The sequence below is a fragment of the Pseudomonas sp. NPDC089569 genome (assembly GCF_050280625.1).
GTDB lineage: Bacteria > Pseudomonadota > Gammaproteobacteria > Pseudomonadales > Pseudomonadaceae > Aquipseudomonas.
In genome coordinates this window covers 1-23,243 of sequence record NZ_JBNNVQ010000097.1, presented here as the reverse complement: position 1 = coordinate 23,243, position 23,243 = coordinate 1, and the positions used below count along the sequence as shown (strand labels likewise).

Sequence of the window (23,243 nt, the reverse complement as noted above, 5' to 3'; positions counted from 1 at the left end):
GCCCGCTCCCACAGGGATCGCGCTGAACCTGTGGGAGCGGGCTTGCCCGCGATGGGGGCCGACAAAACACTGCCTATCTCAATCCGGAATCGGCAGGCTCAAGCTTTCCTTCACCTCTTCCATCACGATGTAGCTCTTGGATTCGCGCACGTGGGGCAGCTTGAGCAGGATGTCGCCCAGCAACTTGCGGTACGAGGCCATCTCGGAAATCCGCGCCTTCACCAGGTAGTCGAAATCCCCTGACACCAGGTGACACTCCAGCACGTGGGGCAGTTTCAGCACGGCTCGCCGGAACTCTTCGAACGTATCGCCGGATTTGTAATCGAGGCTGATCTCGACGAACACCAGCAGGCTGCCCTTGAGATGCTGTGGGTTGAGCCGCGCGTTGTAGCCCATGATGATGCCTTCGCGCTCCAACCGCCGGACCCGCTCGGTACAGGGCGTCGTCGAGAGTCCGACCTTTTCCCCAAGCTCCGTAAAAGAGATGCGCCCGTCTGCCTGAAGGATCCGCAGGATGTTGCGGTCGATCTTGTCCAGTTCGCGTCGGGTTTGAGTGTTGGTACGCATAGGGGATGCGCCTCCGTGAAAAGGGTTTTTGCCGAGAATTGTCGCCAAATATAGGCGCTTATATAGTGAAAATCACTGACCAATCTTTCTTACACTGCGCACATCTAAAGCTCTGAACTTCACACGTCAGCGGTCAGCCGCGATGAGGGATACAAAAATGCGCGTCATGGTCTTGGGTAGCGGTGTCATCGGCGTCACCAGTGCTTACTATCTGGCACGCGCCGGATTCGAAGTGGTGGTTGTCGACCGGCAGCCGGCTGCTGCCATGGAGACCAGTTTCGCCAACGCCGGCCAGGTGTCGCCGGGCTATGCCTCGCCATGGGCTGCACCGGGCGTGCCGCTCAAGGCCATGAAGTGGCTGCTGCAGCGCCACGCACCGCTGGCAATCAAGGCCACCGGCGATGTCGATCAATACCTGTGGATGGCGCAAATGCTGCGCAACTGCACCGCCAGCCGTTACGCGGTGAACAAGGAGCGCATGGTCCGCCTGTCCGAGTACAGCCGTGACTGCCTCGACGAACTGCGCGCCGAAACCGGCATTGCCTACGAAGGCCGCAGCCTGGGCACGACCCAACTGTTCCGCACCCAGGCTCAACTCGATGGCGCCGCGAAAGACATCGCCGTACTGAAAGAGTCCGGCGTGCCGTTCGAATTGCTCGATCGCGAGGGCATTGCCCGCGTGGAACCGGCCCTGGCCAGCGTGACCAACATTCTCGCCGGTGCCCTGCGTCTGCCGAACGACCAGACCGGCGACTGCCAGATGTTCACCACCAAGCTCGCCGAGATGGCCGCGAAGCTGGGTGTGCAATTCCGTTTTGGCGAAGATATCCAGCGCCTGGACTTCGCCGGTGATCGCATCAATGGCGTGTGGATCGACGGCAAGCTGGAAACCGCAGACCGTTATGTGCTGGCTCTGGGCAGCTATTCGCCGAAACTGCTCAAGCCGCTGGGGATCAAGGCACCGGTGTATCCGCTCAAGGGCTATTCCCTGACTGTGCCGATCACCAACTCGGCCATGGCCCCGACCTCGACCATCCTGGACGAAACCTACAAGGTGGCGATCACCCGTTTCGACAACCGTATCCGCGTCGGCGGCATGGCGGAAATCGCCGGTTTCGATCTGTCGCTGAACCCGCGTCGCCGCGAAACCCTGGAGATGATCGTCAACGACCTCTATCCTCAGGGCGGCGATCTGGCCCAGGCCAGTTTCTGGACGGGCCTGCGCCCAACCACGCCGGACGGCACTCCGATTGTCGGTGCCACACCGTTCAAGAACCTGTTCCTGAACACCGGCCACGGCACGCTCGGTTGGACCATGGCCTGTGGTTCCGGCCGTCTGCTGGCCGACCTGATGGCCAAGAAAAAGCCGCAAATCAGCGCCGAAGGCCTCGATATTTCCCGTTATGGCGACAAACGACAGGAGTCCGCAAAACATGGCAGTCCAGCGCCAGCTCACCAATGAACGCATGAGTCAGATCGTCACCCACAACGGCACGGTGTATCTGGCCGGTCAGGTGGGTGATGACATGAACGCCGGGATCGAGCAGCAGACACGTGAGACCCTGGCCAACATCGAGCGTTTGCTGGATCTGGCCGGGACTGACAAAAACCGTTTGCTGTCGGTGACGATTTACCTGAAAGACATTGAAGCGCACTTCGATGGCATGAACGCGGTATGGGACCAGTGGCTGCCAAAAGGCACCGCGCCGGCCCGAGCCACGGTTGAAGCGAAGTTGTGCGAGCCGCAAATCCTGGTCGAGCTGTCGGTTGTAGCCGCTCTGCCATAAGCAAGATCCCTCTCCCGGCGCTGCTGGCCGTTCACGCCGTCAGCCAGCGCCGGTTTTTATTCCCACCGACTGACCAGAAGTCTGCCGCCATGCGTCCAGCCCGTGCCCTGATCGACCTTCAAGCCCTGCGTCACAACTATCAACTTGCCCGTGAAGTCACGGGGGCCCGCGCCCTCGCGGTGATCAAGGCCGATGCTTACGGCCATGGCGCGGTGCGTTGCGCCCAGGCTCTGGAAGCCGAGGCGGATGGCTTTGCCGTGGCCTGCATCGAGGAAGCCCTGGAGCTGCGTGCTGCCGGCATTCGTGCGCCAGTGTTGTTGCTGGAAGGTTTTTTCGAAGCCGATGAGCTGGCGCTGATCGTCGAACACGATTTCTGGTGCGTGGTGCACTCGCTGTGGCAACTCGAAGCGATCGAGAAAGCGGCGCTGAGCAAACCGATCACGGTCTGGCTCAAGCTCGACTCGGGCATGCACCGCGTGGGCCTGCATCCGAAGGATTATCAGGCGGCCTATCAGCGCCTGCTGGCCAGCGGCAAAGTGGCGAAGATCGTATTGATGAGCCACTTCGCCCGTGCCGACGAGTTGAGCAGCCAGGCCAGCACCGAGCAGGTCGCGGTGTTCGAAGCGGCGCGCCAGGGCTTGTCTGCCGAGGTCAGTTTGCGCAACTCACCGGCCGTATTGGGCTGGCCGCAGATTCAAAGCGACTGGGTGCGTCCCGGCATCATGCTCTACGGTGCCACGCCTTTTGAAGAACCCAATGACGTGGCTTCGCGCCTGCAACCGGTGATGACCCTCGAATCGAAAGTCATCAGCGTGCGGGAATTGCCGGCGGGCGAGCCGATCGGTTACGGCGCCAGGTTCATTACCCCCAAGCCGATGCGCGTGGGGGTGGTGGCGATGGGTTATGCCGACGGTTATCCACGCCTGGCCCCGACCGGCACACCGGTGCTGGTGGCCGGGCAGCGCAGCCAGCTGATCGGCCGGGTGTCGATGGACATGCTGTGTGTCGATCTGACCGATATCCCGCAGGCCGGCCTCGGCTCGACCGTCGAGTTGTGGGGTAAAAACATTCTTGCCAGTGACGTGGCCATTGCCGCGGGCACGATTCCTTATCAGATTTTCTGCAACCTGCGACGGGTGCCGATGCTCTATTCCGGGAGCTGACACCGGACGAGGCGAACCGGAAGTCGCCTCGCTGCACAGGATTCAGGTCAAAGTGTTGTAAATACTGAACGCTGTCGCCATGATGGCGTTCACTATTTCAACAATTCTGAATCCTGGAGGCTCCAGCATTGGACGTCGGTGAACGGTTGCAATCCATCCGTCGGCTCAAAGGCCTTTCCCAGCGTGAACTCGCCAAACGTGCGGGCGTCACCAACAGCACCATTTCGATGATCGAGAAGAACAGCGTCAGCCCCTCGATCAGTTCGTTAAGGAAAGTGCTGGGCGGGATTCCCATGTCCATGGTCGAGTTCTTTTCCGAAGAAATCCTGCAGGAAACACCGGCCCAGATCGTCTACAAGGCCAACGAGCTCATCGACATTTCCGATGGGGCGGTGACCATGAAGTTGGTCGGCCGGGCTCACCCGAGCCGTGCTATTGCATTCCTGACTGAAATCTACCCGCCAGGTGCCGACACCGGTGAGGAAATGCTCACCCACGAAGGCGAGGAAACCGGGATTCTGGTTGAAGGGCGACTGGAGTTGGTGGTCGGGCTTGAAACATTTGTGCTCGAAGCCGGCGATAGCTACTACTTTGAAAGTACCAAGCCGCATCGTTTCCGGAATCCGTTCGATGTACCGGCGCGACTAATCAGCGCAGCCACACCGGCGAATTTCTAGATAAAGAGGCGCCAGGCCATAGCAGCGAAGGTACCCGGACTGTTTTTTCAAAGCGCAGTAAAACCCCTTCGTCTTTGGGGTTGTTTCAGTGTGGCGGCCTTACCGCTATACTTGCGCCCGCCTGCGAACCGTGGCCGCAGGCGTGAATAGCCACCATTGAGGGTGAACGCGTGAACCTAATTATGAAAATGCTGGCCGTACCAGCAACCGTATTGGCCCTCTGGGCTGCCAGCGCTCAAGCTGCGACCAACGACGACATCGCCAAACGCCTTGAGCCGGTCGGCCAGGTCTGTGTTCAGGGCAAAGAATGCAAGGGCATGGAAGTCGCTTCCGCTGCCGGTGGAGGCGCTGCCAAAACCCCTGACGAAGTCATCGCAAAACACTGCAACGCTTGCCATGGTACTGGCCTGTTGGGTTCGCCAAAAATCGGTGACGCCGCTGCCTGGAAAGAGCGTGCCGATCACCAGGGCGGCCTCGACGGCATCCTGGCCAAGGCCATCACCGGCATCAACTCCATGCCGCCAAAAGGCACCTGCGCCGACTGCACCGACGCCGAGCTCAAAGGTGCAATCCAGAAGATGTCCGGCCTCAAGTAAGGCGTTCACTTCCACAAAAAAGCCGCTTTCGAGCGGCTTTTTTGTGCCTGTTCGCCACGCCCCTGTAGGAGCGAGCAAGCTCGCGATGCAAGCAAGGACACTGCGGGGCATCAGGCAGCCAGCGTTATCGTTGACGACCATCGCGAGCTTGCTCGCTCCTACAGGGTTTTTGTGTGGTTTAACGAGCTGTTCTTTGCAGCAAAGACCCGGCAAGCTCGGTCAAACCCGAATCATGGAATGTAAGGGAGGATCCAATGGTGCAGCTGTGTTCTATCGAGCAAGCGGTCGATGATGTGCTGGCGAGGTTGCCGACGCATATCCACCTGGGCCTGCCTCTTGGCCTGGGCAAGCCCAACCAGTTCGTCAACGCGCTGTACCGGCGCATCGCGCAATCGCCGCAACGGCAACTGACGATCTACACCGCACTGTGCCTGGGACGCCCCGCGTTGGGCGACGGTTTGCACAAGCGTTTCCTTGAACCCTTCATTGAGCGGGTCTTCGGCGATTATCCGGAACTCGACTTTCTCGCCGACCTGCGCCATGACAACCTGCCCGGCAACATCCATATCCAGCAGTTTTTCATGCAACCCGGCAGCCTGCTCGACAGCGCAGCGGCCCAGCAGGATTACGTCAGCAGCAACTACAGCCATGCCGCCCGGGACATCAACTCCGCCGGGCTGAATCTGGTGGCGCAGTTGCTGGCCAGCCATGAAGACCATCCCGACCGCTTGAGCCTGAGTTGCAACCCAGACATCACCCTCGATCTGCTGCCGATGATCGCCAGCCGCCGTGCGGCCGGGGAGACCATCCTGATGGTCGGCCAGGTGCACAGCGATTTGCCGTACATGCCCGGTGATGCCGAAGTCGGGATCGACACCTTCGACTTGCTGATCGACCAGAAGGACGACACCACGTTGTTCTCCACGCCGAACATGCCGGTGGGTGTTCAGGACCATTTCATCGGTTTGCACGCCAGCGCACTGGTGCGCGATGGCGGCACCCTGCAGATCGGTATCGGTGCGATGGGCGATGCGCTGACAGCGGCATTGCTGGCGCGTCAGGGCGATAACGACGGCTACAAGGCGGTGTTGACGGAGGTGAATCTCGGACCATGGGCGCAACTGATCGAGCGCGAAGGCGGCCTGGACCCTTTTGCCCGGGGCCTTTACGGGTGCAGCGAAATGTTCGTCAACGGCCTGTTGGTGCTCGCCGACGCCGGGATCGTGCGACGCAAGGTTTACCCGGACGCAGCGGCCCAGCAGCGAGCGAACGAGGGAACCCTCGACGAAGCCACGCAAACCGATGGCATTTCGGTGCACGGAGGTTTCTTTCTCGGGCCGCGCAGCTTCTATGCGCGTTTGCGCGACTTGCCGCAAAGCAGGCGGCTTGAATTCAACATGACGCGCATCAGTTACATCAACGAACTGTACGGCCAGGAAGCGCTCAAGCGTTTACAGCGCCAGGATGCGCGGTTCATCAATACCGCGTTCACCATGACCCTGCTTGGCGCAGGCGTGGCCGATCAGCTCGAAGACGGACGCGTGCTCAGTGGTGTCGGCGGGCAATACAACTTCGTGGCGCAGGGGCATGCGCTGCAAGGTGCGCGTTCGGTTTTGCTGCTGCGCAGCTGGCGTGAATCGGGTGGCGACGTCAGTTCGAACATTGTCTGGGAGTACGGCCACTGCACGATTCCCCGGCACCTGCGGGACATTGTAGTCACCGAGTACGGCATTGCCGATCTGCGGGGTAAAACGGACGCGGCGGTGATCCAGGCGCTGCTCAATATCAGTGACTCACGCTTCCAGGCGGGGCTTATCGAGCAGGCGCAGAACGTCGGCAAATTGCCGAAGGACTTTCGTCTCGACCCGCGATTCACCGACAACCGGCCCGAGCGTTTGCAGGCCATTCGAAGCCGGCATCCGCATATGTTCGTGGAATACCCGTTGGGCTGCGATTTCACCGAGGTGGAGCGCGATCTGTTGCGCGCGCTGAACTGGCTCAAGAGCAAGTTCAAGTTGAGCGAGATGCTGGAGCTGGGGAAGGCTGCGCTGGATGCACCAGAGCCTTCAGCGTTTCCTGAGCACCTGGAGCGGATGCAATTGGCCCGCCCGGAAGGGCTGAAAGAGGATTTGTTTCAGCGATTGCTGCTCACTGGCCTCAAGGCCACCGCTCCATAACAGCCAACCGAAAACAACTGTGGGAGCGAGCCTGCTCGCGATAGCGGTGGATCAGTCAGGAAGATATCGACTGACACGACGCAATCGCGAGCAGGCTCGCTCCCACAGGGGGGCGTTAGTCGATGAAGGTCACGACACCGCCGGCCAGCGACTGCACGCGCGCCAGGGACTCGACGCGATAGCCCTGCGCATCCAGCTCGGCGCGGCCGCCCTGGAAGGACTTCTCGATGACGATACCCAGGCCGGCCACGGTGGCGCCGGCCTGCTTGATGATCGAGATCAGCGCCTGGGACGCCTTACCGTTGGCCAGGAAGTCATCGATGATCAACACGCGGTCGCTGCTGGTCAGGTGGCGAGGGGAGATCGCCACGGTGCTTTCGGTCTGCTTGGTGAACGAGTAAACGGTCGCCGACAGCAGGTTTTCGGTCAGGGTCAGGGACTGGTGCTTGCGCGCGAAAATCACCGGTACGCCCAGATTCAGGCCGGTCATGATCGCCGGCGCGATGCCCGAGGCTTCGATGGTGACGATCTTGGTGATGCCCGAATCCTTGAACAGCGTGGCGAATTCGTCGCCAATCAGCTTCATCAGGGCCGGGTCGATCTGGTGGTTCAGAAAGGCGTCGACTTTCAGGACCTGATCGGAAAGCACGATGCCTTCTTCGCGAATTTTCTTGTGCAGAGCTTCCATGAAGCTGTCCTCTTATAGCGCCTGTGCGCAGAAGGTCATAAATGAAAAGTGGTCAATTCTAGCGCTTTAACATCGCGCGTATATCCGCCAATGCGTTGTTGCCGCGAACAGCCTTCACTTCGGTCGGCGTGTCGTCGTTGCCTTCCCAGGCCAGATCGTCCGGCGGCAGCTCATCCAGGAATCGGCTCGGCGCGCAATCGATGATCTCGCCGTATTGCTTGCGCTTGGCGGCGAAGGTGAAGGCCAGGGTCTGACGCGCGCGGGTAATGCCCACGTAGGCCAGGCGACGCTCCTCTTCGATGGTGTCGGCTTCGATGCTGGAGCGGTGCGGGAGGATTTCTTCTTCCATGCCCATGATGAACACGTAGGGAAACTCCAGGCCCTTGGAGGCATGCAGGGTCATCATCTGCACGCCTTCGGCGCCGTCTTCCTCTTCCTGCTGGCGTTCGAGCATGTCGCGCAACACGAGTTTGCCGATGGCGTCCTCGACGGTCATTTCACCGTCTTCGTCCTTTTCCAGCGTATTTTTCAGCGCTTCGATCAGGAACCAGACGTTACCCATGCGGTAATCGGCGGCCTTGTCACTGGAGCTGTTGGTGCGCAGCCAGTTCTCGTAGTCGATGTCCATGACCATGCTGCGCAAGGCCGAGATCGGGTCTTCACCGGCACATTGCTCGCGAACCCTGTCCATGAAGCGTTTGAAGCGCGCCAGGCGATCGGTGAAACGGCTGTCCAGATGCTCGCCCAGGCCGATTTCATCGGTGGCGGCGTACATCGAGATCTTGCGTTCGGTGGCGTAGTTGCCCAGTTTTTCCAGCGTGGTCGAGCCGATTTCCCGGCGAGGCACGTTGATTACCCGCAGGAAGGCGTTGTCGTCGTCGGGGTTCACGATCAGGCGGAAGTAGGCCATCAGGTCTTTCACTTCCTGGCGGCCGAAAAAGCTGCTGCCGCCGGACAAGCGATAAGGCACCTGGTGGTGCTGCAATTTCAATTCGATCAGCTTGGCCTGGTAGTTGCCGCGGTAGAGGATTGCAAAATCACTGTAGGGGCGGTCGGTTCGCAGGTGCAGGCTGAGGATTTCCATGGCCACGCGCTCGGCTTCGGCGTCTTCGTTGCGGCAACGAATCACGCGGATTTCGTCGCCGTGGCCCATTTCACTCCACAGCTGTTTTTCGAATTCGTGGGGGTTGTTGGAAATCAGTACGTTGGCGCAGCGCAGGATGCGGCTGGTGGAGCGGTAATTCTGCTCCAGCATCACCACTTTCAAGGAGGGATAGTCTTCCTTGAGCAGCATCAGGTTTTCCGGTCGCGCACCCCGCCAGGCGTAGATCGACTGGTCATCGTCACCCACCACGGTGAACTGGTTGCGTTTGCCGATCAGCATCTTCACCAGCAGGTACTGGCTGGCGTTGGTGTCCTGGTATTCGTCCACCAGCAGGTAGCGCACCTTGTTCTGCCATTTTTCCAGAATGTCGGCGTGCTCTTCGAACAGCTTCACCGGCAGCAGGATCAGGTCGTCGAAGTCCACGGCGTTGAACGCCTTGAGCGTGCGCTGATAGTGGGTGTAGACGATGGCCGCAGTCTGCTCCTTGGGGTTGCGGGCATTTTCCAGGGCCTGGGCCGGCAGGATCAGGTCGTTTTTCCAGGCGCCGATCATGTTCTTGATCTCGTCGACGCCGTCGTCGCCTGCGTACTCCTTCTGCATGATGTCGGTCATCAAGGCCTTGACGTCGGTCTCGTCAAAGATCGAGAAGCCCGGCTTGTAACCCAGTCGTACATGTTCCTTGCGGATGATGTTCAGGCCAAGGTTGTGGAAGGTGCAGACCGTCAGGCCGCGACCCTCACCGGCACGCAGCAGGGTGCCGACCCGTTCCTTCATCTCGCGTGCGGCCTTGTTGGTGAAGGTCATGGCGACGATGTACTGGGCACGGATGCCACAGTTCTGGATCAGATGGGCAATTTTGCGCGTGATCACGCTGGTCTTGCCGGAGCCTGCACCGGCGAGCACCAAAAGAGGGCCGCCGACGTAGCTCACGGCTTCCTGCTGCCGGGGATTGAGTCGGGACATAGCTAAATTCAGGGGTCAGTCACGAAATGGGCCGGCATTTTAACAGGCTTGGCGAATTGTGCTGCTCTGTCCGACTTGTGACGTACAACGCGATCTCTGATTGCCGCTTTTGATACTTTCACGCAGGATGCGCAACGAGTTTGAGTCGAGTGTTCGTAATTCCGGATACAAAGGCCTCGTTTGATAGCTGATGCCATTGGTGATTGGTTATCGGAACGGCATAATGCCCGTCGCCTACATCTTTGCAGAATCTAGGGAGCTAGCTTGTCTACGCCTGTCGAACCCTTGCGGTTGCTGCTACTGGCTGAAGAGTCGGCGTGGGCGGCGTTATTGCGCGAGTGTCTGGCTCCGATGGGAAGTTCGGTCGTGCTCATCAGCGCGCCGAACTGGGAGTCGGTCAGCAGTCTGTTCGATGACAACCGCAGCGCGGTGTTATTGACCATACCGGCTCTTCAGCCGGCGCCGGGCCGTTGCTGTTTGCCGACGGTGCTGCTGCTCGAGCACGAGCCCCAGATTCCGCCCGATGGTGTAAGCGACTGGCTGGTGCGCGAGCATCTCGATTCCGGCATGTTGCGTCGTTGCCTGCGTCATGTGCGTGAGCGCGGCGTGCTGGAAAACACCCTGCAGCGCCTCGCCGAACAGGATCCGCTGACCGGCATCGCCAATCGACAAGGCTTCCAGACCCTGCTGGCGGCGCGCCTGGCTGAAAACGAAGGGCGTGGCCTGGCGCTGGGTCACCTTGATCTGGACAATTTCCGTCATGCCAACGATGCCTTGGGCCACCAGGCCGGCGACCGTCTGATCCTGCAAGTGGTTGCACGGCTCAAGAGTCAGCTGGAGGCCGGCGACCAGCTGGCGCGGCTGGGCAGCGACGAGTTCGCGCTATTGATCGACACCCGTCGTGCGCCCCAGCGCGCCGAATGGATGGCCGAGCGCATCACCGAAGCGCTGGCCGAGCCCTATTGGATCGATGGCGAAAGCCTGTTGATCGGCTCCAGCCTGGGCATCGCCTACGCGCGCGCCCAGGCGGGTGCCGACCCGCTGATGTGGCATGCGCACATTGCCATGCAGCAGGCCAAGAGCACCCAGGGGTGCACCTTCCACATATTCAACGAGCGCATCAACCGTAACGCCCGCAGCATTGCCGACCTGGAAAGCGAGCTGCGCCGGGCATTGCGCCGCGACGAGCTGGAACTGCATTACCAGCCACGACTGAATCTGGACGACGGTGAGATTGTCGGCCTCGAAGCATTGGTGCGCTGGCGCCATGGCGAGCGTGGCTTGCTTCCGCCGAGCGAATTCGTGCCACTGGCCGAGCAGAGCGGCCTGATCGTGCCGTTGGGCTACTGGGTGATTTCCCGGGCCCTGCGTGACATGCAGGCATTGCGCGAGCGCGGCCTGCCACCGCTGCACATGGCGATCAACCTGTCGTTCCGCCAGTTCCAGGACAGCCAGCTGCTCTCGACCTTGAGCCGGTTGATTGCCGAGCGCGGTGTCGAGGCACAGTGGCTGGAGTTCGAGCTGACCGAAACCGCGGTCATGCGCCGCAGTGATCTGGTCAAGCAGACCATGGATGCCCTCGGGCGCCTGGGCGTGCGCTTCTCACTCGACGACTTCGGAACCGGATTCTCGTCGTTCGTGCATCTCAACAGCCTGCCGATCACCTTGCTGAAGATCGACAAGAGCTTTGTCGGTGGCATGGAACAGCGGGAGGAAAACCGCAAACTGGTTCACGCAATGATCAACCTGGCGCACAACCTCAACCTCGAAGTGGTTGCCGAAGGGGTGGAGACGCCGGAACAACTGGAACTGTTGCGCGGGTTCGAGTGCGATCAGGTGCAGGGTTATCTGATCAGCAAGCCGCTGGCGCTGCCTGAACTGGTGGAATACCTGACATTGGGCAGCAACCAGCAGCCGATGCTGGAAGTCGTCGTCTAAATGCCAAATCCGTAGGAGCGAGGCTTGCCCGCGAAGGCGGTGTATCAGTCGCCATCAATGTTGACCGATACACCGTCTTCGCGGGCAAGCCTCGCTCCTACAAGGATTACGCGATCTCGAAGCGTTGTGCAGAGGCCGGCTCGCGCTTGATCATCCGCTTCATCTTCCACTCAAACGCCAGCGTCAGGCTGACTGCCGAGCACGCCAACCCAAGTGCCAGCCCCCACCAGACACCTGTCGGTCCCCAATGCAGGTGGAACGCCATCCACCATGCCGCCGGCGCACCAATCAGCCAATAGCATCCCAGACCCACCAGGAAGGTGGTCTTGGCATCCTTGAGCCCGCGAATGCAGCCCATCGCGATGGTTTGGGTACCGTCGAACAACTCGAACCACGCCGCCACCGCCAGCAGGCTCACGGCCAGATTGATCACGTCGCGGAACGCCGGGTCGTTGTGGTCCAGGAAAAGACCGACCAACTGGTCCGGCAGCAGCCAGAACACCATGGCAAAGCACAGCATCGCCGCCGCGCCGAAGGCGATGCCGACCCTGCCGGCCAGGCGTGCATCCAGCAGTTGCCCGGCGCCATAGTGCTGGCCGATGCGCATGGTGATCGCATAGGAAATCCCGGCCGGGACCATGAACGCTACCGAAACGATTTGCAGGGCGATCTGATGCGCCGCCAGTTGCGTACTGCCCATGGTGCCCATGCACAGCGCGGCGAACGCAAACAGCCCGACTTCCACCGCATAGGTGCCGCCAATCGGCAACCCCAGGCGCCAAAGTTCCTTCAGGTATTGCCGGTTCAGGCGCAGCAGCCCCTGGCGCAGCGGATAGGCGTCGTAGGCCGGGTGCCGGCGAATGTGCCACGCCAGCGCCAGCGCCATGAGATTGGCCACGATGGCGGTGACGAGGCCGATGCCCATAAGGCCCAGTTTCGGCAGGCCGAACATGCCGGTGATCAATGCGTAGTTGAGCAGGAAGTTGGCCACTGTGCCGCCCAGGCTGATGACCATCACCGGCGTTGCACGGCCGATGGCGCTGGTGAACCCGCGCAAGGCCATGAAGCTCAGGTAGCCGGGCAGGGCGAAGGGCAGGAACACCAGAAACTGCCCGGCTGCCCGGACGCTGCTTTCGGTCTGTCCGAACATCAGCAGGACCGGTTTGAGGTTCCACAACAACAGTCCCCCACCCAGCGCCATCAACCAGGCCAGCCACACTCCGGCCTGAGTCAGCTTGGCCGCACCGAGAATATCGCCTGCGCCCTGGCGGATCGCCACCAGGGTGCCGACCGCCGCGATCACGCCGATGCAGAAAATCGACACGAACGAATAGCTCGCCGCCCCCAGACCGCCCCCGGCCAGCGCCTCGGGGCTCAGGCGGGCCATCATCAAGGTATCGGTCAGGACCATGAGCATGTGCGCCAGCTGCGAGGCAATCAACGGCCCCGCCAGCCGCAGGATGGCTCGAAGTTCAATACGTGCTGGATGCTGCATGGTCATCACGCCCGAATATCAGAAGGAACAGGAAAGCGTCGATTCTCGGCGCTCTGCGGGGTTTGCACAAAGGGATAATAAGGATGGAAAGCATGATTCAAACTCATGCTGGCGAGTTTCTGGTAGGGTGCGTAAATCCCGTCGCAGGAGCTTTCCCCATGTCACGTCGTCTTCCTCCCTTGTATGCCCTGCGCGCATTCGAAGCGGCGGCGCGACACAGCTCGTTCACCCGTGCCGCCGAAGAGCTTTCCATTACACAAAGTGCGGTCAGCCGGCATATTCGTACCCTCGAAGAGCATTTTGCCTGCCGCCTGTTTCATCGCAGTGGCCGCCATCTGCAACTGACTGAATCGGCCCGGTTGTTGTTGCCGGGGATTCGTGAGGGCTTCACCGCCCTGGAGCGGGCCTGCAATACATTGCGCGCCGAAGACGACATCTTGCGCATGAAGGCCCCGTCGACCCTGACCATGCGCTGGCTGCTGGCGCGCCTGAGCCGGTTCCGCCATTTGCAGCCCGGTAACGAGGTGCAATTGACCAGCGCCTGGATGGACGTCGATTCGGTGGACTTCAACGACGAACCGTTCGACTGTGCGGTGCTGTTGAGCAATGGGCATTTCCCGCCGGACTGGGAGGCGAGTTACCTGTTTCCCGAGGAATTGATCCCGGTAGGGGCTCCCAATCTGCGAAGCGATCAACCGTGGGATGTCACACGCCTGGCCAATACTGAATTGCTGCACCCGACGCCCGACCGGCGTGACTGGCGCAATTGGCTGGAGCGCATGGGATTGTCCGAACAGGTGTCGCTCAAAGGTGGCCAGGTGTTCGACACACTGGAGCTGGGCATGATCGCCGCCGCCCGGGGCTACGGCGTGTCCATGGGGGATCTGCTGATGGTGGCCGAGGATGTGGCTCAGGGACGCCTCAGTTTGCCGTGGCCCACGGCGGTCGCCAGCGGAGAGAAGTATTACCTGGTCTGGCCGAAAACCCGTCCCGGTGGCGAGCGTATGCGTCGGCTCAGCGACTTCCTGCAAAACGAAGTTCGGGCCATGCAATTGCCGGATGTCGTTCATCTGAGCTGAATCGATGAAGCTGCTGCAATAGCGGCCATCGTCTATATCCCGGTCAATTACTCAAGTATTCCCGTCCACCGCCGAGAATGTGCAAGTGGGACCTTCGTGCAGGTTCGACGCTACCTCCCATTATTAGAATTTTTGCTGAGTGTGCGGCGTGATCAGGATGATCCGGCCACTCGGCCAGGAGCTGTCATGTCTCAACCCCGTGCCCGGATCGCTTCACAGCTTGGCCTTGCGCTCGCCGTGATTCTGGCCATTGTCATTACCGGCAGCACATTGTTCGCACTGCGCTCGCTGGACACGGCCAACCTCGCCACCCGCCAGGAGCACCTGGCCAGTGAAGCCCGGCTGCTGGCCGACCAGCTGAACACCTTTCACGGCTCATTGCGTGAGAGCACCCAACGCCTGGCCGGGTTGTTCGAGAAGCGCTTCAGCGCCGGTTTGAGCGTGCATCCGGATGAGCCGGTGGTCGTCGCGGGCACGAATACGCCGGGCCTGCACCTGGGCAACGAGGTGCTCAATAACGACTTCAAGGAAGTGGATGAGTTCAAGCAGATGACCGCGGGTGTGGCGACGGTGTTCGTGCGCAGCGGCGAGGACTTCATCCGGGTCAGCACCTCCCTGAGCAAGCAGGATGGCAGCCGCGCCATCGGCACGATGCTCGATCATGCCAACCCCGCCTATGCCCGCCTGATGGCGGGACAGAGCTATGTGGGGCGCGCGTTGCTCTTCGAACGCTTTTACATGACGCAATACACCCCGGTGCGTGACAGCGCCGGCAAGGTCATTGCCGTGCTGTTCGTAGGCTTCGATTACACGGATGCGCAGAACGCACAGTTCGCCAACCTCAAGCGTTTCCGCATCGGTCAGACCGGTTCTCTGGCGTTGCTGGACGAACAGGGCAAGTGGCTGGTGCCGATCGCCGGTGTGCAAGCGCCGGATCAGGCGATCCAGGCGGTCAACAACCTGGCAAAACCCCCCGGCAAAGGCCAGTTCTGGAGCGACACGTCCGAAGCGTTCTACAGCCTTGCCGTACCGTTCGAAGGCGGGCCGTGGTCGGTGGTGGCGAGCATGCCGAAAACCGAAATCAGTGCCGTGACCTGGAGCGTCGGAATTCAGCTGGCCATCGGTAGTCTATTGGCGATGTTGCTGGCCGTAGGCTCCGCAATGTGGCTGTTGCGCAGCAAACTCGCGCCGCTGGGTGATCTGGTGCGTCAGGCCGAAGCCTTGGGCGCCGGTGACTTGAGCGTGCGCCTGAGTGTGTCGAGTCATGATGAAATCGGTCAGTTGGCCCGCGCCTTCAACCAGATGAGCCAAGCGTTGTCGACCATGGTCGAGCACATCCGCAATGCCTCGATGGAGGTCAACAGCCGGGCCCAGGCCTTGTCCGGTCTGTCCAGTGGCGCTTATGAAGGGATGGAGCAACAGTCGGGCGAGATCACCAGCATGGCCGGGGCCGTGGAGGAGTTCAGCGCGACCTCGTTGAACATTGCCGACAACATGGGCAATACGCAGCGCCTGGCCCAGGAGAACGCACAGCAGACCCGGATCGGTCGTACATCAATGGACGAGGCGTCTTCGTCGCTGGAGCAAATCGCCGGGGCTTTGAACAGTACCGCGACCGTCATCAATACCCTGGGGCAGCGCTCACAGGAGATTGGTGGCATTGTTGGCGTGATCACCTCGATTGCCGAGCAGACGAACCTGTTGGCACTCAATGCCGCCATTGAGGCCGCCCGTGCCGGCGAACAGGGGCGCGGATTTGCCGTGGTGGCCGATGAAGTCCGCAGCCTGGCCTCCCGCACGCGCGAGGCCACCGACGAGATTTCCAGCATGATCCAAAGCATCCAGCAGGAAACCGGCAACGCCATCAGCACCATGGAGCAAGGTAATGTGCTGATGAAGGAAGGGTTGTCGCGCAATGCCAACGTCGCCGCCGCGCTGGCGCGGATCGATGAGCAAAGCCGCTCGGCCGGTCAGCAGTTCACAGCCATCACCACCGCCACCCAGGAACAGAGCAGCACCGCGACCTTGCTCAGCAGCAATTTGCAGAGCATCGCACTGGCCAACAGCGAGCAGCGTGAAGTGGTGTCCAACCTGGCGGTCACCGCCAGGGAGCTGGAAAAACTGGCGGCGGATTTGCGGTCCGAGGTTGACCGGTTTCGTTGATGCACCTTTGAAATAGCCATCGCGAGCAGGCTCGCTCCCACAATGATCAGCGCCTTCTGTGGGAGCGAGCCTGCTCGCGATTGCGTACGACTCGGTCCGGCACTTATTGAGTCGCCGGCCGATACTGCAACGCCTCGGCCAGATGTTCCCGAGTGATTCCCTCAACCTGCCCGAGGTCCGCCAGCGTGCGCGCGACCTTGAGCAGTCGATGCGCCGAGCGTAGCGACAACGTCAGTCGCTCGCACGCCGACTCCAGCCAGTTTTCATCGGCTGTGGATAACTTGCAGTGCCGCCGCAGCCCCGGTAAATCGAGAAACGCATTGGCGCAGCCCTGGCGCTGTTGCTGACGCTCCCTGGCCTCGGCGACCCGAGCTGCTGCGCTGGCGCTGTCTTCTCCCGGCTTGAGCGATGGGTTCAAAGCGGTGGCTTCCCGGGCAACCGTCAGGTGCAGATCGATACGATCGAGCAGCGGACCGGACAGCTTGTTGCGGTAGCGCTGGACCATGTCCGGCGTGCAGGAACATTTGCCGGTCGGCTCGCCAAGATATCCACAGGGGCAGGGATTCATGGCCGCGACCAGTTGAAAACGCGCCGGAAATCGCACGCGATCCTTGGCCCGGGAGATCACGATGTGCCCCGATTCCAGCGGTTCGCGCAGCACCTCCAGGACCTTGCGATCAAACTCCGGGAGTTCATCCAGGAACAGGACGCCATGATGGGCGAGGGTGATTTCACCGGGCTGTGGTTTCGAGCCGCCTCCCACCAGCGCGGGGCCGGATGCGGAGTGATGAGGCTGGCGGAACGGCCGCTGCGGCCAATGGCTCAATGGCACGCAACTGGTGACCGACTGAATCGCCGCCACCTCCAGCGCTTCGCTTTCAGCCAGGGGCGGCAGCAGCCCCGGCAGGCGACTGGCCAACAGTGTCTTTCCCGTTCCCGGCGGTCCGCTGAACAACAGGTTGTGAGCGCCCGCCGCAGCGATCAACAGCGCCCGTTTGGCCGCCTGTTGTCCCTGCACCTCCTTCAAGTCGGGGTAGGGCTTGCTGGCGTAGAGCAAGCCATCGGAAACATAGGGCTCGATGGGGGTATGGCCATTGAAATGCGCGACGGCCTCCAGCAAGTGATCCACCGCGATCACCTTCAAACCTGAGGCCAGGCAGGCTTCCTCGGCATTCGCCCGCGGCACCATCAACCAGCGCCCGGCCTTGCGCGCCGCCAACGCCGCCGGCAACACCCCACGGACTGCCCGCACGGCCCCCGACAACGCCAACTCCCCCAGACATTCCACGTCATCGAGCGTCAACGTGGGCACCTGCACGCTGGCCGAAAGAATCCCCAGGGCAATCGCCAGATCGAATCGCCCGCCATCCTTGGGCAGATCCGCCGGGGCCAGATTCAACGTGATCCGTCGTGCCGGAAACTGCAGGCCTGAGTTGATGATCGCGCTACGCACCCGATCCTTGCTCTCTTTCACCGCCGCTTCAGGCAAGCCGACCATCGTCAGCGACGGCAAGCCATTGGCCAGATGAACTTCAACGGTGACGGCGGGTGCCTCCACGCCAATCTGGGCGCGGCTGTGGACGATTGAGAGGGCCATGGTCGTTCCTTGAGTTGTACGGGGCCGCTTCCTGCGGGCTTTTCAAGGGTAGGCGCGAGGTGGGGATTTTGCGGGGCGATGGTGGGGGCAAACTTTCGCGGGATGTTGCTGACTGTAGGAGCGAGCCTGCTCGCGATGGATTCGAAGGCGACACGTTGAGCCAGAAACCCCGCGTTATCGTTAATGTCAATCGCGAGTAAACTCGCTCCTACACGAATCAATCAGGTGTTTTTTGGGGACGGATTCAGGCCCTTTTGCCGGCTAGCAGGCCGGAAGGTTCAAGTTCTTTGCCACGCGCGATAGCGACTTCAATTATGCGTCGTTGATTGGCCGACAAATATCCGGCTAAGCGACGCGCTTCTGCGTGGTACTCAACAATTTGTAGCAGCTTCGCTTTTCGCTTTTTAGGACTCATAAGCACCACCTGCGATTTGACGTTATTGATCGCTCAAGTACATGACAAGGCGGTTGCCTTGGTCATAGTCGAACCCGAGATCTCGATAGTAAAAAATAACGTTCGGATCTGGATCCTGGATTTCGATCTCTCTGCACCCAAGCATACGCGCGTAGAAATCCGCTGCCAGTACAGCGATTGGAGCAATCAACCCACGAAGCGGATGAGATTTGTCTGGATCTCCCTGCAATAGAACTACTTTGAGGCAGATAGCACTTCTTCGCGGTGTTGCATAGCACAAGCCACACAGATTCTGCTCATACCAAATTGCCAAATCCAAACCCTTGGCATCTTTGCGCTTCCAATCGGGGATGTCAGTCCACGGGTAAATTACTCCTCCTTTCCATAAATGACATTTCTCAATCGCTGCTGCGGTAATTGGCTCAAGGCTGACATTTGATGCGTCTACGTTTAACGCGAAAGGTGCGATTTTCTTAATAAATGCTCTGTAGGCAAGCTTCCGTGCGTCCGATTTGAATGTCTGGTTACGGAGGTCCGTACCTTTCCCTAATCTTCTCATTGCTAGCGTCTATCGAATAACAAGGCGAAAAGCGTAAAGAAAAGGGTCCGGGCTGATAAATCAGGCCGGAGAGTTGATTCTTGTAGGACTGTGCCTGGATAGATGAAGGATGTCGGCGAAAGAGTGTGGCTGGTCTTGCCGGATGACGGTTGCTGCTTATGATCTCGCTGAATGCAGACGCAGGAAACGTGAATGAACAGAAATGGAATGCGCCTGATTCATCCTGGTTAAATCCTCAGCGAAGAGTTTTTAAAGCCGCTGGGCATGACAATCGAGGCTATGGCTCGTTCGCTGAACGAGCCTGAGGCGGAAATGAATGATTTTGTAAGTCAGCAGCGTGGTCTCAGTGCAGGTCTGGCGCAGAAGCTAGCCATTCATCTGAACACCGCGCCTGAGTTCTGGCTGAATCTGCAATTGACCTTCGATTTGCGTTCAGCCCAGACCGAGCGTGGTTGAACGTTACGTATTCAAAGCGACTGCAAGACTCGTGAGGCGCGCTTCCACCACGGGGGCATCGGTCGTCTTGCCTGCTCTCGCTCTGTGAGCATGTGCGGCACATCCTGCAACCGAATCCACGGTTGGTTATTCCAGTGCAACAAACTCAACGACATCTCTGGCCAATCAAGCCGGCTCAGTTGTGGGCGTTCGGTTGTGATGGGGTTTTGGGCGTCGCGCAGGACCGGGACGACTTCGTGGGTCAGCCATTCGCGCAAGGCGCGGTATTCGGGGCAGTAGTGGTAGACGAGCAGGGCGTAGACACCGGATTCGCTGATCAGCAGGGTGTTTTCGATGCGGCCGTGGACGAGGGTTTTGGTGGTTTGGTGTTGGTCGGGATCGAGTTTTCGCAGGAGGCGTTCGTTGAGGTAGATGTGTAGCAGTCGGCCCAGGTCGCGGGCGCAGAACCAGGGTTGGTTTTGCAGGAGTAGGGCGTGGAGGTGGAGTTTGTGGCGGGTGAAGACGTGAGGAGTTCAATAGTTATCGTCCATAGAGCAGTACCCAAATCGCATGAAGGAAACTGCCGCTGATCGTCGCCAAACGATAAGGGTGGCAGCTGTGCGCGGGTTGGCGAACCGGTGCATGCGAAAAACCGGCAGACCCGAAGGTCTCCCACGCCCAGCCGCCATAATTCGAAAAGGACAATGCCCTATATCAAAAGTGGTTGCGTTGCGTCACATGCTGTCCAAGTCGCCAAACCCGGTGCTGAACATTCAGCAGGGAATGAGCATAAAAACTGGAGGCTTTGCGACGCAATCGGACGGCGGTGTGATGTTAGTAGGACGTTGCCTGTAAATAGCGCTGAATGATCGTTCCCACGCTCCCGCGTGGGAATGCATCCTGTGACGCTCTGCGTCACTTCAGAACGGAACGCGGAGCGTCCCAGGCGGCGTTCCCACGCAGAGCGTGGGAACGATCAGTCGCTCGATTCTGCTGGCGGGTTCAGTTTTGCTTCCATTTCCGCCACCTTCGCCTCAAGTGCCTCCAGGCGTGCCCGAGTGCGTGCCAACACCACCATCTGACTATCAAACTCTTCCCGACTCACCAGGTCCAGTTTGCTGAAGGCGCTTTGCAGCAGCATTTTGAACTGGCTTTCGATTTCGGCTTTGGGCAGGGGAGTGTCGCCGCTGAAGAGGCGCGAGGCGGTGCCGCTCAGGGCGTCGAGGAAGTCTTTGGGCGCGAGCATGGGGAAGTGTCCTGATGACGATGACGGGCAGTGTATCACGTGGTGTCTATCGTCAATTTCCCGGGCCATGGATGCACGCTTTTTGAGCATGTACAGGGACGGCGTCGCACCGTTGTTGTGCGTAACGCGCCGGCAGTTGTTGCGAAGTGGCGGCGATCAGTCGGTAAGGGCTTGAAAACAGTGATATTTGTGGAGATGGCAAGCTTTCTGCTTAGACCCTCATGACCCATGCACTGATGCAGTCGCTGTGACGAATGCAGTGCGCCAGGCGAGACGGGGGAGCGTTTCGCAAGGAGCGGTTAACTGGCGTCGGACGGGCAGGTAAGGCTGACGATGCGTTACAAAGCCAGGCACTGCGCATAGACTTGAGACGGGTTTGTTTTCCTGGGGCAAGTCCACCAATTCGGGAGAGAGTTTTCATGAAGCTAGTCACTGCCATCATCAAGCCGTTCAAGTTGGACGACGTGCGCGAGTCGTTGTCCGAGATCGGCGTGCAGGGCATTACCGTTACTGAAGTCAAAGGCTTCGGTCGTCAGAAGGGTCACACCGAGCTGTATCGCGGCGCGGAGTACGTGGTCGACTTCCTGCCAAAGGTGAAGATTGATGTCGCCATCGACGACAAGGATCTGGACCGGGTTATCGAAGCGATAACCAAGGCTGCCAACACCGGCAAGATCGGTGACGGCAAGATCTTCGTGGTCAATCTGGAGCAGGCGATTCGCATCCGTACCGGCGAAACCGATACCGACGCAATCTAAGCCGCCACAAACCCAACGCCCCAGGAGAAAACAATATGACTCTGCGTAAATTCGCAGGGCTAGGAGCCCTGTTGTCCCTCGTAATGCCCGGCCTGGCCTTGGCGGCAGACGAAGTGGCGGCCCCGGTCCTCAATTCCGGCGATACCGCCTGGATGTTGACCTCCACAGCCCTTGTGCTGTTCATGACCATTCCCGGCCTCGCGCTGTTCTACGGCGGCATGGTTCGGTCGAAAAACATTCTTTCCGTGATGATGCAGTGCTTCGCCATTACCGGTCTGATCAGCGTCCTGTGGGTCATTTATGGCTACAGCATCGCGTTCGACACCACCGGCATGCAGCAGGGTGTCGTCAATTTCAACTCGTTCGTAGGCGGCATGGGCAAGGCGTTTCTCGCCGGCATTACTCCAGCCAGCCTGACCGGGCCTGCGGCGCTGTTCCCTGAAGCAGTGTTCGTCACCTTCCAGATGACCTTCGCCATTATCACCCCTGCGCTGATCGTCGGTGCCTTCGCCGAGCGCATGAAGTTCTCTGCGATGCTGGTATTCATGGGCATCTGGTTCACCCTGGTTTATGCGCCGATTGCACACATGGTCTGGTCCGGTAACGGCGGCCTGTTGTGGGACTGGGGCGTGCTCGATTTCGCCGGTGGCACCGTGGTGCACATCAACGCCGGTGTGGCCGGTCTGGTGGCCTGCCTGGTGCTGGGCAAGCGCAAAGGTTTCCCGACCACGCCGATGGCTCCGCACAACCTCGGTTACACCCTCATGGGTGCCGCCATGCTGTGGATCGGCTGGTTCGGCTTCAACGCAGGTTCTGCCGCAGCAGCCAATGGCACCGCCGGCATGGCGATGCTGGTGACCCAGATTGCAACGGCCGCTGCCGCACTGGGCTGGATGTTCGCCGAATGGATCACCCACGGTAAACCAAGCGCACTGGGCATCGCTTCGGGCGTGGTCGCTGGTCTGGTCGCGATTACTCCGGCCGCAGGCACCGTAGGCCCGATGGGGGCTTTGGTGATCGGTCTGGCAGCCGGTGTGGTGTGCTTCTTCTGCGCCACGACGCTGAAACGCAAACTCGGGTATGACGACTCCCTGGACGCCTTCGGCGTGCACGGTATCGGCGGTATTCTCGGTGCGATTCTGACCGGTGTATTCGCTGCACCGTCGCTGGGTGGATTCGGCACCGTGACCGACATCGCCGCGCAAGTCTGGATTCAATGCAAAGGCGTGGGCTTCACCGTGATCTACACCGCGATCGCTACCTTCGTCATCCTCAAGGTCCTGGATGCTGTCATGGGCTTGCGTATCACCGACGAAGAAGAATCGGTGGGTATCGATCTGGCACTTCATAACGAACGCGGCTACAACTTGTAAGCACGCGCATGTAAAAACTTGCCCGGCTTGCCGGGCATTTTTTTGCCTGCGATTTAGTACGCAAGTACAGCTGAAAGGTTTTTTCTTGCAGCTTTTCGAGCGCGTTTTTGTACGGCCACAGGCTTACGCGAAGGAAGGAATATTAGGGCCTTTGTTTTTTCCCTGAGCGCGCTAGAATGCGCCCCGAACGTGCGGAGAACTGTATGTGGCAGCAGACTCTGATAACCCTGCGGGCAAGGCCCCGGGGCTTTCATCTGGTAACGGACGAGTTACTCGCCGGCCTGCCTGAACTCAAGGCATGTCGGGTTGGTCTGTTGCATTTGTGGCTACAGCATACCTCGGCGTCGTTGACCATCAACGAGAACGCCGATCCGGCGGCGCGTTTGCGGGCCTCCTCCAGGATATGGGCTGGCGCCGTTTCCGGGCTGCCGGCCTGGAACGGCGGGGCGGGTGCGTATTCCA

The 23,243-nt window shown here is 60.1% G+C and carries 21 protein-coding genes and 1 pseudogene; 13 read left to right on the top strand and 9 right to left on the bottom strand.

What is annotated here, in order from left to right:
• Window positions 1–78 precede the first annotated feature (78 nt).
• Entirely contained in the window at window positions 79–567 is a 489-nt protein-coding gene (locus ACQKP2_RS26070; RefSeq protein ID WP_427580685.1) for an Lrp/AsnC ligand binding domain-containing protein, read from the bottom strand.
• A gap of 157 nt (window positions 568–724) precedes the next feature.
• Here ACQKP2_RS26070 and dadA point away from each other — a divergent pair, with 157 nt between their 5' ends.
• The 6 genes from dadA to ACQKP2_RS26040 all read left to right on the top strand — a co-directional run bounded on the left by dadA (window position 725) and on the right by ACQKP2_RS26040 (window position 6,967).
• Complete coding sequence (dadA, locus tag ACQKP2_RS26065; RefSeq protein WP_427580683.1) at window positions 725–2,029, top strand: D-amino acid dehydrogenase; 1,305 nt, start codon at window positions 725–727, stop codon at window positions 2,027–2,029.
• Window positions 2,001–2,354 (top strand): RidA family protein, encoded by a 354-nt coding sequence (locus tag ACQKP2_RS26060; RefSeq protein WP_427580681.1) that lies wholly within the window; start codon window positions 2,001–2,003, stop codon window positions 2,352–2,354. Before dadA ends, ACQKP2_RS26060 begins: the two co-directional genes overlap by 29 nt.
• 89 nt (window positions 2,355–2,443) lie before the next feature.
• Window positions 2,444–3,517: an alanine racemase gene (alr, locus tag ACQKP2_RS26055; RefSeq protein ID WP_427580679.1), complete on the top strand. Its 1,074-nt coding sequence runs from the start codon at window positions 2,444–2,446 to the stop codon at window positions 3,515–3,517.
• Between the two features lie 128 nt (window positions 3,518–3,645).
• Window positions 3,646–4,194: a cupin domain-containing protein gene (locus ACQKP2_RS26050; protein ID WP_427580677.1), complete on the top strand. Its 549-nt coding sequence runs from the start codon at window positions 3,646–3,648 to the stop codon at window positions 4,192–4,194.
• Between the two features lie 182 nt (window positions 4,195–4,376).
• Window positions 4,377–4,790: a c-type cytochrome gene (locus tag ACQKP2_RS26045; RefSeq protein WP_427580689.1), complete on the top strand. Its 414-nt coding sequence runs from the start codon at window positions 4,377–4,379 to the stop codon at window positions 4,788–4,790.
• A gap of 254 nt (window positions 4,791–5,044) precedes the next feature.
• Window positions 5,045–6,967, top strand: a complete 1,923-nt coding sequence (locus ACQKP2_RS26040; protein WP_427580675.1) for an acetyl-CoA hydrolase/transferase C-terminal domain-containing protein — start codon at window positions 5,045–5,047, stop codon at window positions 6,965–6,967.
• A 115-nt stretch (window positions 6,968–7,082) separates the two neighbouring features.
• Here the strand turns inward: ACQKP2_RS26040 and ACQKP2_RS26035 are convergent, their stop codons facing one another.
• On the bottom strand, window positions 7,083–7,655 hold the full coding sequence (locus tag ACQKP2_RS26035) for a xanthine phosphoribosyltransferase (protein WP_223490427.1): 573 nt from the start codon (window positions 7,653–7,655) through the stop codon (window positions 7,083–7,085).
• 58 nt (window positions 7,656–7,713) lie between these two features.
• A complete protein-coding gene (gene rep / locus ACQKP2_RS26030) occupies window positions 7,714–9,723 on the bottom strand; it encodes a DNA helicase Rep (RefSeq protein WP_427580673.1) in 2,010 nt (669 codons plus the stop codon).
• Window positions 9,724–9,987: 264 nt separating this feature from the next.
• Between rep and ACQKP2_RS26025 the strand changes: the two genes are divergently transcribed.
• Entirely contained in the window at window positions 9,988–11,661 is a 1,674-nt protein-coding gene (locus ACQKP2_RS26025; RefSeq protein ID WP_427580671.1) for a putative bifunctional diguanylate cyclase/phosphodiesterase, read from the top strand.
• A 106-nt stretch (window positions 11,662–11,767) separates the two neighbouring features.
• Here ACQKP2_RS26025 and ACQKP2_RS26020 read toward each other — a convergent pair whose 3' ends face one another.
• Window positions 11,768–13,156 (bottom strand): NorM family multidrug efflux MATE transporter, encoded by a 1,389-nt coding sequence (locus tag ACQKP2_RS26020; protein ID WP_427580669.1) that lies wholly within the window; start codon window positions 13,154–13,156, stop codon window positions 11,768–11,770.
• Window positions 13,157–13,314: 158 nt separating this feature from the next.
• On the opposite strand from ACQKP2_RS26020, the gene ACQKP2_RS26015 reads away from it, so the two are divergent.
• Together ACQKP2_RS26015 and ACQKP2_RS26010 are read left to right on the top strand one after the other, a co-directional pair.
• A complete protein-coding gene (locus ACQKP2_RS26015) occupies window positions 13,315–14,235 on the top strand; it encodes a LysR substrate-binding domain-containing protein (protein WP_427580667.1) in 921 nt (306 codons plus the stop codon).
• Window positions 14,236–14,421: 186 nt separating this feature from the next.
• On the top strand, window positions 14,422–16,398 hold the full coding sequence (locus tag ACQKP2_RS26010; RefSeq protein ID WP_427580665.1) for a methyl-accepting chemotaxis protein: 1,977 nt from the start codon (window positions 14,422–14,424) through the stop codon (window positions 16,396–16,398).
• 103 nt (window positions 16,399–16,501) lie between these two features.
• Here the strand turns inward: ACQKP2_RS26010 and ACQKP2_RS26005 are convergent, their stop codons facing one another.
• The 3 genes from ACQKP2_RS26005 to ACQKP2_RS25995 all read right to left on the bottom strand — a co-directional run bounded on the left by ACQKP2_RS26005 (window position 16,502) and on the right by ACQKP2_RS25995 (window position 18,969).
• Window positions 16,502–17,995: a YifB family Mg chelatase-like AAA ATPase gene (locus ACQKP2_RS26005; protein ID WP_427580663.1), complete on the bottom strand. Its 1,494-nt coding sequence runs from the start codon at window positions 17,993–17,995 to the stop codon at window positions 16,502–16,504.
• Window positions 17,996–18,239: 244 nt separating this feature from the next.
• Window positions 18,240–18,410 carry a hypothetical protein gene (locus tag ACQKP2_RS26000; RefSeq protein WP_427580661.1) on the bottom strand — a complete coding sequence of 57 codons (171 nt, stop codon included), beginning with the start codon at window positions 18,408–18,410 and terminating at the stop codon, window positions 18,240–18,242.
• A gap of 22 nt (window positions 18,411–18,432) precedes the next feature.
• Window positions 18,433–18,969, bottom strand: a complete 537-nt coding sequence (locus ACQKP2_RS25995; protein WP_427580659.1) for an N-acetyltransferase — start codon at window positions 18,967–18,969, stop codon at window positions 18,433–18,435.
• 231 nt (window positions 18,970–19,200) lie between these two features.
• Between ACQKP2_RS25995 and ACQKP2_RS25990 the strand changes: the two genes are divergently transcribed.
• Entirely contained in the window at window positions 19,201–19,425 is a 225-nt protein-coding gene (locus ACQKP2_RS25990) for a HigA family addiction module antitoxin (RefSeq protein WP_427580687.1), read from the top strand.
• Between the two features lie 11 nt (window positions 19,426–19,436).
• Here ACQKP2_RS25990 and ACQKP2_RS25985 read toward each other — a convergent pair.
• Window positions 19,437–19,955, bottom strand: a pseudogene (locus ACQKP2_RS25985) (BRO-N domain-containing protein).
• 425 nt (window positions 19,956–20,380) lie between these two features.
• Window positions 20,381–20,650 carry an accessory factor UbiK family protein gene (locus tag ACQKP2_RS25980; protein WP_427580657.1) on the bottom strand — a complete coding sequence of 90 codons (270 nt, stop codon included), beginning with the start codon at window positions 20,648–20,650 and terminating at the stop codon, window positions 20,381–20,383.
• Window positions 20,651–21,069: 419 nt separating this feature from the next.
• On the opposite strand from ACQKP2_RS25980, the gene glnK reads away from it, so the two are divergent.
• The 3 genes from glnK to ACQKP2_RS25965 form a co-directional block, all read left to right on the top strand.
• On the top strand, window positions 21,070–21,408 hold the full coding sequence (gene glnK, locus ACQKP2_RS25975) for a P-II family nitrogen regulator (RefSeq protein WP_002555808.1): 339 nt from the start codon (window positions 21,070–21,072) through the stop codon (window positions 21,406–21,408).
• Between the two features lie 35 nt (window positions 21,409–21,443).
• Window positions 21,444–22,781: an ammonium transporter gene (locus ACQKP2_RS25970; protein ID WP_427580655.1), complete on the top strand. Its 1,338-nt coding sequence runs from the start codon at window positions 21,444–21,446 to the stop codon at window positions 22,779–22,781.
• A gap of 203 nt (window positions 22,782–22,984) precedes the next feature.
• Window positions 22,985–23,243, top strand: a 259-nt coding sequence (locus ACQKP2_RS25965) for a YjbQ family protein (RefSeq protein WP_427580653.1), incomplete at its 3' end; no start/stop codon positions are given.